This is a genomic window from Thioalkalivibrio thiocyanodenitrificans ARhD 1, assembly GCF_000378965.1.
Classification (GTDB): Bacteria; Pseudomonadota; Gammaproteobacteria; order Ectothiorhodospirales; family Ectothiorhodospiraceae; genus Thioalkalivibrio_A; species Thioalkalivibrio_A thiocyanodenitrificans.
In genome coordinates, this window is sequence record NZ_KB900536.1 from 2,869,912 (window position 1) to 2,886,759 (window position 16,848).

Annotated in this window: 11 protein-coding genes; 4 read left to right on the plus strand and 7 right to left on the minus strand. The window is 65.9% G+C overall.

The genetic code is table 11. The features are described from left to right. The first annotated feature begins 172 nt into the window (after positions 1-172). Positions 173-1,159 carry a cytochrome-c peroxidase gene (locus THITHI_RS0113550; RefSeq protein ID WP_018233651.1) on the plus strand — a complete coding sequence of 329 codons (987 nt, stop codon included), beginning with the start codon at positions 173-175 and terminating at the stop codon, positions 1,157-1,159. 234 nt (positions 1,160-1,393) lie between these two features. Here THITHI_RS0113550 and THITHI_RS0113555 read toward each other — a convergent pair whose 3' ends face one another. From THITHI_RS0113555 to THITHI_RS0113565, 3 genes are read right to left on the minus strand one after another with little or no spacing between them, the layout of a single operon-like run. After that, a complete protein-coding gene (locus THITHI_RS0113555; RefSeq protein WP_018233652.1) occupies positions 1,394-4,459 on the minus strand; it encodes an efflux RND transporter permease subunit in 3,066 nt (1,021 codons plus the stop codon). Then, positions 4,459-5,541, minus strand: a complete 1,083-nt coding sequence (locus THITHI_RS0113560) for an efflux RND transporter periplasmic adaptor subunit (RefSeq protein WP_018233653.1) — start codon at positions 5,539-5,541, stop codon at positions 4,459-4,461. Before THITHI_RS0113560 ends, THITHI_RS0113555 begins: the two co-directional genes overlap by 1 nt. A 34-nt stretch (positions 5,542-5,575) precedes the next feature. Further along, complete coding sequence (locus tag THITHI_RS0113565) at positions 5,576-6,217, minus strand: TetR/AcrR family transcriptional regulator (RefSeq protein WP_018233654.1); 642 nt, start codon at positions 6,215-6,217, stop codon at positions 5,576-5,578. A 279-nt stretch (positions 6,218-6,496) separates the two neighbouring features. Between THITHI_RS0113565 and THITHI_RS0113570 the strand changes: the two genes are divergently transcribed. From THITHI_RS0113570 to THITHI_RS21105, 3 genes are all read left to right on the plus strand, one after another. Further along, positions 6,497-7,306 carry a hypothetical protein gene (locus THITHI_RS0113570; protein WP_018233655.1) on the plus strand — a complete coding sequence of 270 codons (810 nt, stop codon included), beginning with the start codon at positions 6,497-6,499 and terminating at the stop codon, positions 7,304-7,306. A gap of 21 nt (positions 7,307-7,327) precedes the next feature. Beyond that, positions 7,328-10,303, plus strand: a complete 2,976-nt coding sequence (locus tag THITHI_RS0113575) for a molybdopterin-dependent oxidoreductase (RefSeq protein WP_018233656.1) — start codon at positions 7,328-7,330, stop codon at positions 10,301-10,303. A 437-nt stretch (positions 10,304-10,740) separates the two neighbouring features. After that, on the plus strand, positions 10,741-11,499 hold the full coding sequence (locus THITHI_RS21105; protein ID WP_033337249.1) for a lysophospholipid acyltransferase family protein: 759 nt from the start codon (positions 10,741-10,743) through the stop codon (positions 11,497-11,499). Positions 11,500-11,628: 129 nt separating this feature from the next. Here THITHI_RS21105 and THITHI_RS0113585 read toward each other — a convergent pair whose 3' ends face one another. From THITHI_RS0113585 to ilvD, 4 genes are all read right to left on the minus strand, one after another. Continuing rightward, positions 11,629-12,834 (minus strand): HD-GYP domain-containing protein, encoded by a 1,206-nt coding sequence (locus THITHI_RS0113585; protein WP_026186346.1) that lies wholly within the window; start codon positions 12,832-12,834, stop codon positions 11,629-11,631. Positions 12,835-13,132: 298 nt separating this feature from the next. Beyond that, positions 13,133-13,984: a sulfotransferase domain-containing protein gene (locus tag THITHI_RS0113590; protein ID WP_018233659.1), complete on the minus strand. Its 852-nt coding sequence runs from the start codon at positions 13,982-13,984 to the stop codon at positions 13,133-13,135. 168 nt (positions 13,985-14,152) lie between these two features. Next, the gene (locus THITHI_RS0113595; protein WP_018233660.1) at positions 14,153-15,067 is read right to left on the minus strand and encodes a complex I NDUFA9 subunit family protein; all 915 of its coding nucleotides are present in this window, start codon (positions 15,065-15,067) and stop codon (positions 14,153-14,155) included. Next, a complete protein-coding gene (gene ilvD, locus THITHI_RS0113600; RefSeq protein WP_198005651.1) occupies positions 15,064-16,749 on the minus strand; it encodes a dihydroxy-acid dehydratase in 1,686 nt (561 codons plus the stop codon). Before ilvD ends, THITHI_RS0113595 begins: the two co-directional genes overlap by 4 nt. Between the last annotated feature and the right edge of the window lie 99 nt (positions 16,750-16,848).

The window sequence follows — 16,848 nt, forward strand, 5'->3', positions numbered from 1 at the left end:
ATCTCTCCTATCATCGGGTAAGCGCGTGCGGACCGGCGCCTGGCGCCGGTCCATACCCATGTATTGTTCAGGGCCATCGCTTGATCCAGGTCAAGAGGGCAGGCCCGATCTGGATTTAGTCTAAGTCCAGTTTCCTCGCCGTTTCCTTCAATCAAACAATCAGGAGTCTTACATGAAACTCCAACGCCCGCTGACAATTGCAGCCGGTCTTGCGCTGGGCCTGAGCCTCGGTGCTGCCGTGGCGGACAGCCATGACATGGCAAGTTACAAGGCGATGTTCGAGCCCATCCCCTCCATCGCGCCGATCCCGGCGGACAACACCCAGACGGCCATCAAGGTGGAGCTGGGCAAGATGCTGTTCTTCGAGCCGCGGATCTCGGCCAGCGGCATCATCAGTTGCGCCACCTGCCATAACCCGGCCCTGGGGTTCACCGACCGAATCCCGTTGGCCGTGGGTCACCTGGGTCAGGTGGGCGAGCGCAACACCCCCACGGTGCTCAACGCCGCCTTCCTGGGTTCCCAGTTCTGGGACGGTCGCGCCGCCACGCTGGAGGAGCAGGCGCTTGGCCCCATCGAGGCGGATATCGAGATGGCCATGCCCCTGGACGAGGCCGTGCAGCGACTCAAGGAATTTGACGTGTACAAGGAGATGTTTGCCGAGGTGTTCGGCGGTGACGATCCCATCAACGCCGACAACGTGGCCAAGTCCCTGGCATCCTTCCAGCGTACCCTGATTACGCCCAACTCGCCTCTGGACCGCTACCTCGCCGGTGACGAGCAGGCGCTGACCGACCAGCAGAAGCGCGGCATGCGTGCCTTCGTGGACCGGGGCTGCGTGGCCTGCCATCGCGGGCCGGCGCTCAGCGACAGCCAGTTTCACCGCATCCAGGTCCCGGGCTCCACGGATCTCGGTCGCTATCTGGTGACCGGTGAAGAACACCACCGTCACGCCTTCCGTACCCCCACGCTGCGCAACGTGGCGGTCACCTATCCCTACTTCAACAACGGGCAGGTGGCGACGCTGGACGAGGCGACCCGGGTCATGGGCCGCGAAATGCTGAACCTGGAACTGCCGGACGGAGAGGTGGCCGATCTGGTGGCCTTCATGCACGCCCTCACGGGCGACATGCCGGATTTCGCCTTTCCGGCCCTGCCGTGAGGCGGCTTTGAAGTGGGAGTTGGGAACTGGCAAGTGCGATGCGGTAAGCGCGGTCGGGGCGGCAGCCCTTTGCCAGGGGCGGCCACTTCACCGCGAACGGTGGTGTCATCCGCGACTCCGCCATTCGTTGCGGGTCGTGTCTCCGACCCGAAAACTGCCGTAGCCGCCGCAGGTTGGGGTGAGTAGCGCGAACCCAACCTGCGGTCCACCCAATTCCCGCTTCTCACTTCAACGTCACGCCTGCACCGTCGAGAATTGCCGCCTTTCCAGCCAGTTCTCGATCAGGGAATAGACCACCGGCACCACCACCAGGGCCAGCAGGGTGGAGCTGATCATGCCGCCGATGACCGCCACCGCGAGCGGGCCCACGGTGTCACTGCCCGCCCCCGCACCGGTAGCCGCCGGCGAAAGGGCGAGGATCAGGGTCAGCGAGGTCATCACCACCGGGCGCATTCGGATGGGACACGCCTCGCGCAGGGCCTCGTCCACGCCCTTGCCCTGTTCACGCAACTGGTTGGTGAGGTCCACCAGCAGGATGGAGTTCTTGGCCACCAGGCCTACCAGCAGCACCATGCCGATCATGGAATAGATGTTGAGGGTGTTTCCCGTGGCCCACAGGGCGACGAGCCCCCCGATGATGGCCAGCGGCTGGGCGACCATGATGATCAGCGGCTGGATGAATGAATTGAACTGACTGGCCAGCACCATGAACACCAGCACCGTTGCCACCACGAACACGAAGGTGATGTAGCCGGCGGTCTTCTCGAACTCCTCCGCCTCGCCCAGCATGCGGACCGTGTAGCCGAGCGGAAGCTCCTCCCCGGCCACGCGTTCCACCGTGTCCACCGCATCGGCCAGGGGTATTTCCGGGGTGGCGTAGAAGTTGGCGGCGTACTGGAGGTTGAAACGGCTGATCACCGCGGGCCCCAGCGCCTCGTCGAAACGGGCCACCGTGTCCAGGCGCACCATGTCGTTGGTCTCGTTGCGCAGGAAGATGCGGCGCATGTCCAGCGGTTGTTCAAGGCGCCCCTCGGCGGCCTTGAGGCGCACGTCGTAGCGTTCGCCGTCGCCGGGCTCGTCGTTGTACTTGGCCACGTCAACCCCGCCGGCCAGGACGTTGGCGGCCATGGCCACGTCCCGGGTGGACAGCCCCAGGCTCGCGGTGCGCTCACGGTCCACGTTGAGCACCAGCTGGGGCAGATCGAGCTGCAGGTCCAGGTCCATGCGCCCCACCTCCGGGTGCTCCTCGGTCAGTCGGTCACGGATGCGCCGGGCGTGCTCGGCCACCTGGTTGATGTCGGGGCCGCGCACCACGAACTGCAGGGGCTCGCCCCGCTGTCCACCGATGAAGGGGACCGGACCGGCAAAACCGCGTACACCGGGGATCCGGGCGATCTTCTCGTTCATGCGTGCGACCACCTCCTGCTGGCGTTCGTCACGCTCGCCGGTGGGTTTCATGCGCACGAACGCCAGGGCCTGATTCACCTGGCCGCGATCCCCCAGTCCGATGGCGGAGAAGTAGGTGCGTACGGTGGGTTCCGCGGCCAGGATCTCCTCCACCATGCGCAACCGGCTGTCGGTGTACTCGATCCCCGATCCCAGCGGGGTGCGCAGCAACACCATGAAGCGGCTCTCGTCCTCCTCGGGCACGAAGGTCTTGCCGATGTTGGCGAAGAACCACCCGCTGGAGAGCACGATCAGTGCCGCCATCAGCAGGGTGATCAGGCGATGGCCCAGGGCCGCGTCGAGCAGCCGGCGATAGGTCTTGTCCATCACCTGGAAGCCGCGCTCGAACAGGTTGTAGAGCTGGCCGTGTGACGGACTGACCCGCAGGAATCGGGAGCACAGCATGGGGGTCAGGGTCACCGCGACGAAGTAGGAGATCAGCACGCCCACCGCCACCACCACGGCAAACGATTCGAAGAAGCGGCCGATGATGCCGCCCATGAACACCACGGGCGCGAAGATGGCGACCAGGGAAAGCGTGGTGGCGAGGATGGCGAACACCACCTGGTTGGTGCCCAGCAGGGCGCCCTGGATCGGATCGGGCTCGATGGTCTCCCGATGGCGGTAGATGTTCTCCAGCACCACGATGGCATCGTCCACCACTACGCCGATGAGCAGCAGCAGCGCCAGCAGGGTCATGGAGTTGAATGTGTAGCCGAAGAAGTACATGGCCGCCACGGCGCCCAGCAGCGACACCGGAATGGCAGTGGCGATGATGATCGTGGCCCGGAAGTTCTTCAGGAAGATGAGCACCACCAGCGCCGCCAGCAGGGTGCCGAGCACGATCTTGTCCAGCAGGGCGTAGATCATGTCCAGGATGAACACCGAGTGGTCCGAGGCGATGGAAAGATGCATGCCCGGCGGGAGCTGAGGCTCGATCTCCTCGGCCAGTCGCTTCTTCACCTCGTTGACGATGGCGATGGTGTTGCTGCCCGGCACCTTGACGATGCCGAGCCCCACGGTGGGTTCGCTGTTGAAGCGGGCAAGGCGCCGGAAGTCCTCGAGATCGTCCTCCACGGTGGCCACGTCCCGCAGCCGGATGGTGGTGCCGCCACGGTGTTCGATCACCAGGCGTTCCAGGTCACGGGGATTGTGATACTCGAGATCCAGCTTGATGAGCCGCTCGGTGCGTTCACCCACCAGGAAGCCGCCGGGAAGCTGGAAGTGTTCGCGCTCGAAGGCCTCCATGATGTCCTGCACCGTGAGGTCCAGGGACGAGAGCTGCTCCGGGTACAGATTCACCCGGATGGTGCGGTCGCGCCGTCCGCCCAGGCGCACCTCGCCCACGCCGTCGATGGTTTCCAGGGACTTGCGTACCACGTTGCGGGCGTACTGGTTGAGCTGCTGCTGGGTGCGGTCACCCTGCAGCGCGATCCACATGATGGGGGAGGCGTCGGTCTCCACCTTGGCCACCACCGGGGGGTCGGCGTCGGCCGGTAGCTGGCGCAGCACCTGGTTCACCTTGGCCTGGACCTCGTTGAAGGCCACATCGATGTCCTTGTTGAGGTTGAAGGTGATGGCCACCACCGACACGCCGGGCGAGGAGGACGACTGCACCGAGTCGATACCCGGCACGCTGTTGACCGAAGACTCGATGATGCTGGTCATGGACGCGTCCACCACGTCCGGGTTGGCGCCGGTGAGCACGGTCGTCACCGACACCACCGGGAAATCGATGGACGGGAAACGGTCCACGCCGAGCCGGTCCATGGAGATGAGACCGAAGAGCACCAGCACGGCGCTCATCATGTACGCCAGGACGTGGCGGCTGATCGATAGTTCAGGCAGCGTCATCAGTCGGGCTCCGGCACGTTCACGGGCGCTCCGTCGGTGAGAAATCCGGCGCCGTCAACCGCCACCCGTTCACCGGCTTCAAGCCCGTCAAGCACCTCGATCATGCCGTTGGTGCGCACCCCGGTGCGCACCACGCGCTGGCGGGCGGTATCGTTCTCGATCACGTACACCACGCTGCCCGCGGGCCGCAGCACGATGCTCATGTCCGGCACCAGCAGGGCCTCTTCGCGGGTCTCCAGCACCACCCGTCCGTTGACACTGGCGCCGGGACGCCAGCCGCCCGGGTTGTCAAACTCGGCGATGATCATCACGGAGCGTGTGCTGCTGCCCAGCATGGGGCGGATTTCCGTGATGGTGCCGTCCACCTGCTGGTCGCGGGCCACCGGTGAGATCAGTTCCACGGTCAGTCCGGTGCGCAGCCGGTCGGCAACGTATTCCGGGAAGGGCAACTGGGCGCGCAGCAGCCGGTCGGTGGAAATCCGGAACAGGGGGGTGCCCTGGCCCGCCCAGCCGCCCACGTCCGCCTCGCGGCTTTCCACCCGGCCGTCCACCGGGGCCTTCACGCGGGTGCGCTCGATATTGCGCTCCGCCTGCGCCAGCTCGGCGCGGGTGGAAGCCAGTTGGCCCTCCAGGGCGCGCAGTTCGGCGAGAGCGTTGTCCAGGTCGCTCTCGGAGACCATGTTGCGTTCCAGCAACTGGCGGTTGCGCGTCACCTGGCGCTGCTGGTTCTCGATCAGCGCCTCGAGCCGTGAGATCTCCGCACGGGCCCGTTGCGCCGCAAGGCGGAAGTCACCGTCGTCCAGCCGTGCCAGGAGCTCGCCGGCTGCCACCGCGTCGCCCTCGTCCACCATGATCTCCACGATGCGCGCGGCCACCTCCGCGGCAACGGTGGGTGCCGCGGTGGTACGTACGGTGCCGAGCGTCTCCTCGGTGATGCGTACCGTGTCGATGGTCACCGCTTCGGCGGTGATGGTGGTGCCGCGCGGCCGTTCCTGCTCCGCACCGTTGTCCGGTTCCGGGCCACAGGCAACCAGGCCAATCAGCAGCAGGGGGGCGATCAACAGGGGGCTGAGGGATTTCATGGAGAGATCCTTGTGGTGCTTGACGGGTACGGTTCTATGTGGCGGCCCGCCCCGCGCCACGGAGCAGCACCTGCATGTACATCCGGCTGTAACGTTTCGGGTCATCGGCAAAGTCCACGCCGGGCAGGTGGCGCAGCACATCCTGGGATTGCGCGAAGAACACGTTGGCCGCGAGCATCATGACCGCGATGAAGGCCGGCGGCAGGTCGCGGTCAAGTTCACCGCGCCGCTGGCCCAGGCGGACGGTTTCCACCAGGCGATCGAAGCCGTCGTGGAAGACGTCCCGGGCCAGCTCCTCGGCCCGCCCCGGCGCGTTTTCCAGCACCTCGCGCAGAATCAGGCGGGTATCCCGCGCGTTGTCCAGCATGGACGCCAGGTGCTTCACGGCGAAATCGGCGAGTTGCTCGCCGATGGAGCCATCCTCCAGGTTCAGCGCCTCCAGCTCGTCCCGGGACTCCCGGCAGGCCTCTCGCAGGGCCGCGATGTAGAGCTCATGCTTGCTGCGAAAGTGGTGGAAAATGTTGGCCTTGCTGACGCCCGCGGCGTTCGCCACGGCGTTCATGGAGACCGCATCGAATCCCTGGCTGGAGAACAGGTCCAGGGCGGCCCGAAGTATGCGTGATACCGCCTGGCCGGGAGGTGTCTCGGGGGCGTTGGTCTCGGTGCTCTCAGGCATGGTCGGCGTCCCGTGAATGGCGGGGAAGGCGGGAAGGATACTGACCGGCCGGTCAGTCAGTCAAGAGAGAGGATCGCCGGCAGGACAGCTTCTCGGGGATTGCCGCACCCTGTCCGGATGCTGATACGCTGGGGTCTCCCGCCGGGCCGGCAAGTGGTGACCTGCCGGCGCACAAGGTAGACTCGAACGGCCCGGGCGAGGGTCCCCGTGCCCCGGCCTCGCCGATCACGGGCCACTTACCCGGAGGTCAGCTTGCAGACATCCCCCAAGGACATTCCGATGCCCGCAAATGCAGGCAGGCAGCACCGTTTACCCGCCGCACGCCCGGATCTGTCCAGTCACGCCCTGATCGGACTCCTGGCAGGTCTGTGTCTTCTCCTGGTCGGCTATCTGCTGATTCGGCCACTCCTGCCCGAGGCCTGGCAGCGGCCCGGCTCACCGGTGTTGCAGTCTGCGGCGATACTGGGTTCCATCCTGCTGCTGTCACCGTTTGCCCTCTGGCTGGGCAAGCGCACCGGGCTGAGCGCGGTCCCGAATCGTTTGTATGTGCTGCATGTGGTGGCGAGCACGGCGGGCATGTTTCTGGTGGGGATGCACGCTGCGGCCAGCCTGCGGGGGCCGCCGCTGTTCATGGTGGTCTGCCTCGCGCTGCTGGTGGTGACGGGGATGGTCGGGCGGGTGTATCTGTCAGGGCCCATGGCCGCAACCTTCGGGAGCAAGTCCGCCCCGTTCCGGCCGGTCCCGCCCGAGCTGAAGAATGCGCTGCGCCAGATCATCCGGGAAAAGGATGCCCTGCTCGGGAAACTGGATCCGCAGGCATCCGAAGCCCTGTTCTCGGTAACGCTGCGCCACTGGGTCCGCGCCCCCCGGCTCTCCCTGGCCTATCAGCGCCTGGTGTGGCGGGAGGCTGCCCTGACCGGCCAGCGGGCCTCGGTCCCGCCCCTGCAGGCCTATTGGCGGCCTGCTCATATCGTGCTCGCCTGGCTGTTTCTCGCCGCGCTGGTTGCCCACGTGGTGCTGGTGACATTTCTGCCCGGTTACGTGGCCGGGGAGGGCGAGATCTACTGGTGGCATCTGGGCGGCAGGTGATGCCACGGGAGTGAAGCGGTCATGCAACTGGCATTGATGATTGACCTGGAGCGCTGCATCGGCTGCAAGAGCTGTGAGGCCGCCTGCAAGGCGGAGCACGGTCTCGGTCCGGGCGAGAACCGCAACCGGGTCATCTGGCTCGGCGGCGAGACCGAGCCGGCCCTCGATTTCCTGACGCTCTCCTGCCAGCACTGCGAGCGCCCTGCCTGCCTGCGTGCCTGCCCGGTCAACCCCAAGGCCATCAGCAAGCATCCGGACACGGGGGTGGTGAGCGTGGACGAGTCCCGCTGCACCGGATGCGGCGAGTGTGTCGTGGCCTGCCCGTATGGCGCCATGGGCTACGATCCGATCGATCACCACGCCGTCAAGTGCGATCTGTGCAGCGAACGAAGGGGGGCGGGTCTGCGACCCGCCTGTGCAACCGTCTGTCCGGCCGAGGCAATCTCCTTCGGCGATCGCGCGGATCATCTGAAGACCGTGGCCGAGGCCGGGCGTCGCACGGTGGATCACGACGCCTTCCTGCTCGGCCCCGCCAACATCTTTCTGGAGCGGCTCGATCGACCGGCGGCCGGCGCAGCGCAAGCGGCAGTCGCACCGAAGGCGGATGGCTTCTCCGTCGAGGGCCGTCGCCGCCCTGCGGTTGTGGATGATCCGAAGCAGAGGGCGAAGCTTCAACCGAAGTCCATCGCGTTTCCGTTTCGCGCAGGCCGCGAGGATCGCCAACCCGACGCGGTGGTGGCCGGGGGCTGCAACATCTGCTTCAACTGCTGTCCCACCGAGTATCACCTGAAAGACGGCCGCGTCGTGCGCGTCACCGGCAACGAGGCGGATCCGCTGTGGCGCGGCAAGGTCTGCCCGAAATCGCAGTTCCTGCTCCAGCTCTACAACAGTAACGATCGACTGACGCAGCCGCTGAAGCGGGTCGGTGCGCGGGGCGAGGGCCGATTCGAGCCCATCGGATGGGACCAGGCGCTGGACGAGATCGCCGCCCGACTGAACGCCATCCGGGCAGAGCACGGACCGGAGGCCCTGGGCATCTTCGCGGGTACGCGCACCGGTACGCTGACGCGCAAGGGCTATATCCGGCTGTTCACCCAGCTGTGGGGCACGCCCAACTTCGCGGATACCGAGGCCTTCTGTTCGGAGTCGAAGAACGTGGCCTTCGAGGCGACCCTGGGCATTGCCGGCAGCGGCAACAGCTACACGCCCGGCGATCTGGGCAGCGCCGCGCTCTACGTCTACTTCGGCGACAACCAGGCGGAGTCGCGCCCGGTGCACTTCGGCATGATCAACGACTGGCGGCTCAAGAACGGGGCGCGGATGGTGGTGGTCGATCCCCGGTTGACGGTCACTGCCAGCAAGGCGGACCTGTGGCTGGCGATCCGCCCGGGTACCGATATGGCTCTGGCGCTGGCGCTCTCGTATCACATCCTCGAAGCCGGGCTCCACGATGCGGACTTTTGCGAACACTGGGTGCTTGGCTGGCGCGAGTGGCGCGAACATCTGTTCGCCAGGGGGTATTCCCCGGAGTGGGCAGCGCCCGTTACCGGCATCGATGCGCAGGCCATCCGCGATCTGGCGGAGGAGATCGCTTCGGCGGACGGCTGCGTGATGTTCGGGGCCCGCGGCATCAATCAGCACAGCAACGGCACCCAGACCAACCGCACCCTGCTCTTCCTGGCGGCGATCACCGGCAATATGGGCCGCAGGGGCGGAACGTATTTCAATTTCGGCACGCCGTCGCCCGTACTCGCAGATGCGCCCCGGCATCGCAGGGCCGGGGGGCAGCGTCCCATGCTGGCCACCAATCCGACCGGCTGGTTGGATGCCATGGTCAACAGCGACCCCTACCCGATGCGGGCGGTGATCACGGCCAACAACCCGCTCACGGCATGGCCGAACCAGGCTCGGGTGCGCGAGGCATTCAGGGCGCTCGATCTGCTTGTGCACATCGAGCTGTTCAGGAACGAGACCAGCGCGTATGCGGATTACATCCTGCCCGCGGCGACGGGCGTGGAGAAGGGCGAGATCGGGCGGGCCAGCGAGGACCGGCGCGTGATCTGGATCGACAAGGTGGTCGATCCGCCCGGTGAGGCGCGGCCGGACGGATGGATCTGGATCGAGCTGGGCAAGCGTTTCGGTTTCGATGATGTGCTGCGCGACGAGTACAAGGATGCGGCGCGCTTCTGGGACGAGATGTGCATCGATCATGTGTGGATGCGCGGGTGCACGCAAAAGCGGCTGCACTCGGTGCCGTGGCGTTGGGTGCGCACGCCGCTGGTGGACGAGGATGCCCCGGAAATCGAGACCCTGCACCTGGAAGGCACGACGGCGACAGGGCATCCGGAAGGGCACCGCTTCCCGACGCCGAGCGGCAGTCTCGAGTTCTGGACCCAGTCCCTGGATGCCCGCTTCAGGGCGCTGGGCTTGTCGGCACTGCCCGAGTTCTACAGCGACGCCGAGCAATTGATCGATCTGCCCTACGTGCGACCGCAGGCCGGCGATGCAGTCCCCGTCCGCAATTCCTTCGCCAAGGGCGAGGTGTACACGCGGCCCGTGGAGATCACCCAGCCGAACGATGATGCGCCGGCCAGGACACTGGCGTCGCGGGGCTTTGACACCGAATTGATCACCGGGCGCCCGCCCGCGCCGCATTTCCATTCCTGGACCCATTACGCATGGCAGGCACAGGAGATGTGGCCGGATCTCTACGTCCAGATCCATCCCGCCAGGGCGCAACGCCTGGGCATCGCGGACGGGGAGGAGGTGAGCGTGGAAACCGCTCACGGTCGGATCGACGCGCGGGCGTGGGTGTACCCGGGTATCCGGGAAGACGCGGTCTACGTGCCCATCGGCTGGGATGCCAGCCAGCCCTTCCACCCCTGGCAGTCGGTGAACTTCCTGACGGACGAGCGACAGCGGGACCCCCTGTCGGATCATTCGAACCTAAAGAGCTTCCTGTGCCGGATCGTGCCTAAACGAGCCGACCGGGTGTGATCTCAGTGGGTTGTGCATCCCGGGGGCTCCTGCAACGCCGGGGGTATCGCCGTTCACAGCCCGGATGTCGCGATTCGTCAACCGGGCTACACATCCCGCGCGCATTGTGCTTTGTATGTTTCGCAAGCCACCCGAACGTCTTGCCTGTGAACCCCCTGGCAGGTTTGCGCTCCCCGGCGCCTGCTCGTGTCTTCGGCGCGTGTGGCGGGCCTGCCGCACCTCGTGTTTCCCATTGGAAGTCGGTGTATGTGCGGGCCGTGCGTACCGTTAGAATACATGCGCCGACATGACCCGATCTGGAATGAAAGGCCCATTTGCATTGACGGAGAATTCATGACCCGGACACTGAGCGACCTGATACGCTTCTCATGCGAAAAGATGCGGGAGATCAGCGTCGCTGCTCAATGGCCCGTTGCCCGAACAACACGGGTGGGTCCATGAAGGCATTGAGAATCACCCGCAGGCTCGTGCTGCTGCTCGTCCACATGGGCGTCGGTATCGCGGTGGTGGTGCTGCTGGGTCATCAGCGCGACGGAGGCGCACCCCGGGGCCGATTCGAGCGGGCCGTGCGCTGGTGGCTCGCGCGTGTCCCGCGCATCGCCGGCGTTCGGGTCCATGTCCGGGGCGTACCGGCGGCCGGACCGGTGCTGACGGTGTCCAATCACGTCTCCTGGCTGGACATCCCGGTACTGGGCGGGCTCGCGTCGGTGGGTTTCCTGTCCAAGGAGGAGATTCGCCGCTGGCCGCTGATTGGCTGGTTCGCCACACGCGCCGGCACCCTGTTCATCCGCCGCGGGGCCCACGCGGCGGCCGCGGTCACCGAACGCATATCCGCGGAGCTGGTCCGCGGCCGCCGGGTGCACGTGTTCGCCGAGGCGACCACCACCGACGGAACCGACGTGCGCCGATTCCATCCCCGCCTGCTGGCCGCCGCCCAGGCCACCGGCAGCCCCATCCAGCCGGTGGCCCTTCGTTACCTTCCCGCGCCGGACGGGCGTCCCACCCCGGCGCCGTATCACGGGGGTGCCGTGCTGTTTCCCCATCTGCTGCGGGTGCTGGCCGAGCCGCGCCTGGACGTGGAAGTGCATTTCCTTGAACCCATTCCGACGACGGAACAGGACCGCCGCGGTCTGGCGGACGCGGCCCGTAAGGCGGTGCGTGCCGTGGTGGTGGGGGAGCGCAGCCCCGCTGCGTAGGAGCCCAGTCCCCTGGGCGATCCAGCCCGGCACCGGTGGATCATTCTTCGCCCGGAGGACCGGGCTCCTACGGGAAGAACCCTGCATCGCAGCAACCAGCCGGATGACCAACCTGTTGGGGTTACACAGCTAGATCGGCAACTCCTCGATATCGATGCCATACTCGCCGGCGGCGAGGGTCCTGACGATCCTCACCGGCAGATCGTCCTTGCTGTAGGTATCCAGATTGACCAGCGGATAGACCCCGTACGGCTGCTTGCTCGGATCAAGCAGCAGGATGACATTCGGTCTCAGGTTGCGGCCCGAGTTCTGGGACTGGACGATGGCGACTTCTCCGGAACTGAGTTCAACCAGTGAACCGGTCGGGTAGGCGCTCAGGGTCTGGATGAAGTACTCGACCAGCATCTCGTCAAACAGCTTCCCTCTCTGCTTGTACAGCATCTCTTCAGCCTTTGACGGGGAAATCGCATCCGCAAACGGCCGCGGCCGGGTGACTGCCACGTACTGGTCGACGATGCCCGCGATCTGCCCGAACAAGGGAATATGGCCGCCCGTGAGTCCGTCCGGGTAGCCGCAGCCATCGAGCCGTTCATGGTGGGTGCGCACGATGTTCAGGACCTCGGGCGGGTAATCGGCGCTTTCCGCCAGAAGCTTCACGCCCAGTTCGACATGGCTCTTCATCAGCTCCCATTCTTCATCACTCAGGCGCCCGGTCTTGTGCTGGATTGCCGTTGGCAGTCGCAGTTTCCCGATGTCCATCAACAGGCAGCCGATGGCGAGGTTCTGAAGCTCCTGCTCCGCGATGCCGAGCTTCCTGCCCAGGGCGGTTGCCCAGACCGCAGCGGTCAGTGAATCCTTGTACAGGTAGGAGTCGAATTTCTTGAGGCGCGTGAGCCAGATATAGGCGTCGGGGTTTCGAGTGATGCTGTTGACCAGGTTCTTCGCAGGCTGCTGAAAGATCTCGAATGAGACAGGCCTGCCTACCCGGACCAGGGATTCGACCTCCGAGAAAAGTTCCCCGAACACTTCCTGCGAGGGTTTGGCTTCGCTGATCTCCCTGTCGACGGGGACGGAATCCACATAGGTGGTCTGGTGGAGAATGGTGGACGTCGCGTGCGTCTCCGTACGCCCGGAACCCTTCCTCGTCAGTTCGATCTCTTCATCAGGAACGATGACATACGCATAGCGGGCGTGCCTGCACAACTCGTCGATGTCCTGTTGAGTGTGAAGTTCGAAACCCTGAAACATGAAGGGTGTCTCGGTCCATGGCCGGTCGAGACTGGCCACATACATGCCGATGGCAAGCTGATCACAGGAGACTTTCTTTATAGGCATGGCAGATGTTTGGTTGGCTTCTTATTGGATGAGATAATGACTGATAGTGCCGATTCTAGTGGAATCAGAGGCGATACGACAGGCTGTTTCCGGGCCGGCTGCTCGTGGAGGTCTGCCGTTGCGACGCGGCCTCTCCGTTCCTCCGGGCCTCCGACACGCTGAGCAAACTGCCCGGAAAGATCGGGATCCATGACACGCGTGAACGACGTCCTGATGACAGATCCTGCCGGCCGCGGTTGTGAAACGGTGTCGATGGCGCCGGGGGGACGCCCGGGCCCGGTTCATCGGTCCGCCGTGGCTATGGGCTTCGCCACGGACTCAGGTCAAGGCCGGTCAGTTCCGCAAGCCTGTGGTTGAAGGGGGCAAAACGCTCGGCCAGGTCCCGCCGGATGTCGTCGGGGAACGCGGGTCGGCGACCCGGGACGGCGTCGCCGAGTTTCATGGCCAGGCGATGGACCCGATGGCCCTTGCCGAAGACCTTGCGGGCCAGCCAGACCCCCGGGACCAGACCCGGCGACCGGGAAGGGTGCGAATGCAGGCGCGGCGGGTGGGCCGCGAAACCCGGCAGCCCGAGGAAATCGGTGATCCGGCCCAGCTCGGTGGCCGGATCGGCAATGAACCGTTCAAACAGCACGAAATGCATCTGGCTGAGGGGGAACCAGCGCAGATATTCTTCGATCTGCACGACATACTTGCCACGCTCGACGTAACCGGTTGCCGGGCCGTGGGCCTTTACGCGGGCGGGCTCGCGTGCCAGCGCCGCCCTCAGAGACCTCAGTTCATAGCCCGTGCGGCGCCGATGCAGGTAGTGGGAGTAGGCCCGGCGGACCGGGTCCCGAAATATCCAGATCAGTCGGGCATCCGGGATGGCTGAACGGATGCGTTGTGCGCAACCGGGAATGCAACTGTACGCGGGTGTCTTCTCGCCGATCAGGGTGGTCGCGGCAGATTGGCCGTCCAGGCCCGCGGTCACGCACTGCGAGTACCACTCGAGGCCGCGGGCGTAGTTCTCGTCGCGATTGAAGAAGTGCACTTCCCTGGGATGCATATGAATGTCGGGATGCATCCTCAGTGAATCACGCAATGAGCACGTGCCGGATTTCATGGTGCCGACGATCAGGAAATCCGGCAGCCGGGGCGAACCTGTCATGTCGGAATCGATCCTTGCCCTGCAAGTTGGTGTGACGGCTTCATCCCGCCGGTCTCCCGGCGGGCACCGCCCCCGATGCGCCGGTCAGGCCCGGCAGGCCGGCGGCGCATCAGGACACACCGCGGTGTTCGGATCCTGATGCTGGCCCAACGCCTGTCCGGACGACAATCATGTCCGGGCATCGAAGCAGATCCCGAGCAGCGGTTCCATGGCACGTGCCGTGAGGCCCAGGTCACTGAAGCCACTCATGCCATGGCCCACGATGTTGTCCGTTTCCATGAGAATCACCTGATCACGCGTCAACGGCGGTCCGGGCAGTATGGATGCGAGGGTGACCAGCAGGTGCCATGCGGCAAAGGGCACGGGGACCAGCAGGCGCCGGCGGTGCAGATGATCGAGCACCATGGCGATGATCTCCCGGTAGGTATGGATCCCGGCACCGCCCAGTTCGAAGGTGCGGCCGCGCGCTTCGGGCGATTGCAACGCCCGCTCGATACCCGCGGCCACATCCTCCACGTACACGGGTTGCAGCCGAGTGCCGCCATGACCGAACAGAGGCACCACCGGCAGGCGCCGGGTGATCATCTCCAGGGAACGCAGGAAGGCATCGCCGGGGCCGAACAGTACACTTGGGCGCAGGATGACGGCCCCCGGGAAGGCGCTGCGTACCCGTCGTTCGCCCCGCGCCCGGGCCCGCACGTAAGGCGAGGCCGAGGCCTCGTCCGCGCCGATCCCGGAGATGTGTACCAGCGAGGCGACACCGGCCTGTTCGGCCAGAGCGGCGATACGCCCCGCACCTTCCACGTGAATCGCCTCGAACGACGGGCCGCCCGGTCGTTCGACATAGAGCGAGACCGCATTCACCGCGCCGTCCGCACCGCGAAGCGCCGCGCTGACCGCCGCCTCGTCCTGGATGTCGGCGGCCCGATACTCCACGAGCCCGCTCGGGTTCTCTCCTGCGGCGCTGTCCGCATGCCGTGCCACGATGCGTACGGCGATCCCGGATCCGGTCAGGCGGCTCACCACTGCGCGCCCCAGAAAGCCGGTTCCGCCGAACACGGCAATCCGGAGAGTCACCGTCATTCCTCCGCGTCCGTGACGGCGCCCTTCGACGCGGAGCCGACCAGCCGTGCGTACTTGGCGAGCACTCCGCGCGTATCACGGGGGGACGGAGGTGTCCATTGCCGGCGGCGTTGTTCCAGCTCCGCCTCGGAGACATTGAGCTGCAACCTGCGCGCGCCCGCATCGATGGTGATGGAGTCCCCTTCCCGTACCAGTGCGATGGCGCCGCCCGCGGCGGCCTCCGGCGCCACGTGTCCTACCACCAGGCCGTAGGTGCCGCCGGAGAAGCGCCCGTCGGTGATCAGCCCGACGCTGTCACCCAGACCGGCCCCGATGATCGCCGAGGTGGGCGACAGCATCTCACGCATGCCCGGGCCGCCCCGGGGGCCCTCGTAACGGATCACCAGGATGTCGCCTGCCCTGATGCGGCCGGCCAGAATGGCCTCCATGCAGGCCTCCTCGGCGTCGAACACCCGCGCCGGACCGGTGATCTCCGGCTTCTTGATGCCGCTGATCTTTGCCACGGCTCCCTCGGGCGCCAGATTGCCCTTGAGCACCGCCAGGTGCCCGCTGGCATAGACCGGCTTGTTCCAGGGACGGATGACCATCTGGTCATCGGGCGGGTCGGGCGGCACGTCGGACAGGGTCTCGGCGACAGTTCTGCCGGTGATGGTCAGGCAGCCGCCATGCAGCAGCCCCCGTTCAAGGAGCATCTTCATCACCTGGGGGATCCCGCCCGCCCGGTGGAACTGGGTGGTGACGAAACGTCCCGAGGGCTTCAGGTCGCAAAGCACCGGCACCCGGCCGCGGATTTCCTCGAAGTCGTCCAGGGAAAGCGGCACCCGGGCGGCATGTGCGATGGCCAGCAGGTGCAGCGTTGCATTGGTGGATCCGCCCAGGGCCATGACCACCGCGATGGCGTTCTCGAAGGCCTGGCGGGTCAGGATCTCCCGGGGCAGGCGCTGGTGGCGGATGGCGTCCACAAGCACTTCGGCGGAACGGGCCGCACTGTCGGCCTTTTCCTCGTCTTCAGCCGCCATGGTGGATGAGTACGGCAGGCTCATGCCCATGGCCTCGAAGGCACTGGACATGGTGTTGGCCGTGTACATCCCGCCGCAGGAACCGGCACCCGGGCAGGCATTGCGTTCGATACCGGCCAGGTCTTCGTCACTCAGCCGTCCGGCGGCGTGGCTGCCGACGGCCTCGAAGGCGGATACGATGGTGAGATCCCTGCCCTTGTAATGCCCCGGCTTGATGGTGCCGCCATAGACGAAGATTGCCGGGATATTCATGCGCGCAATGGCGATCATTGCGCCCGGCATGTTCTTGTCACAGCCCCCGAAGGCGATGACGCCGTCCATGGACTGACCCATGCACACGGTCTCGATGGCGTCGGCGATCACCTCCCGGGAGACGAGCGAGTACTTCATGCCCTCGGTCCCCATGGAGATGCCGTCGGAGATGGTGATGGTACCGAACAGTTGCGGCATCGCCCCCGCCGCGCGCAGGGCGGCCTCGCCGCGTTCGGCGAGGTTTCCGATGCCCATGTTGCAGGGGGTGATGGTGCTGTGCGCGCTGGCAACGCCCACGATGGGCTTTGTGAAGTCGCCGTTGTCGAACCCGACGGCGCGCAGCATGGCGCGGTTCGGACTGCGCTGGACGCCCTCGGTGACAATCCGGCTTCTGCGGTTATCGGACATGATCTGATCCTCCTGAAATGCGACCGGCCCATCCACTCGTGGCGTTCACCGTGGCCCGCAATCCTGAACAGACGGGCGTCCGTGAATGAACCCGGGCAGGAA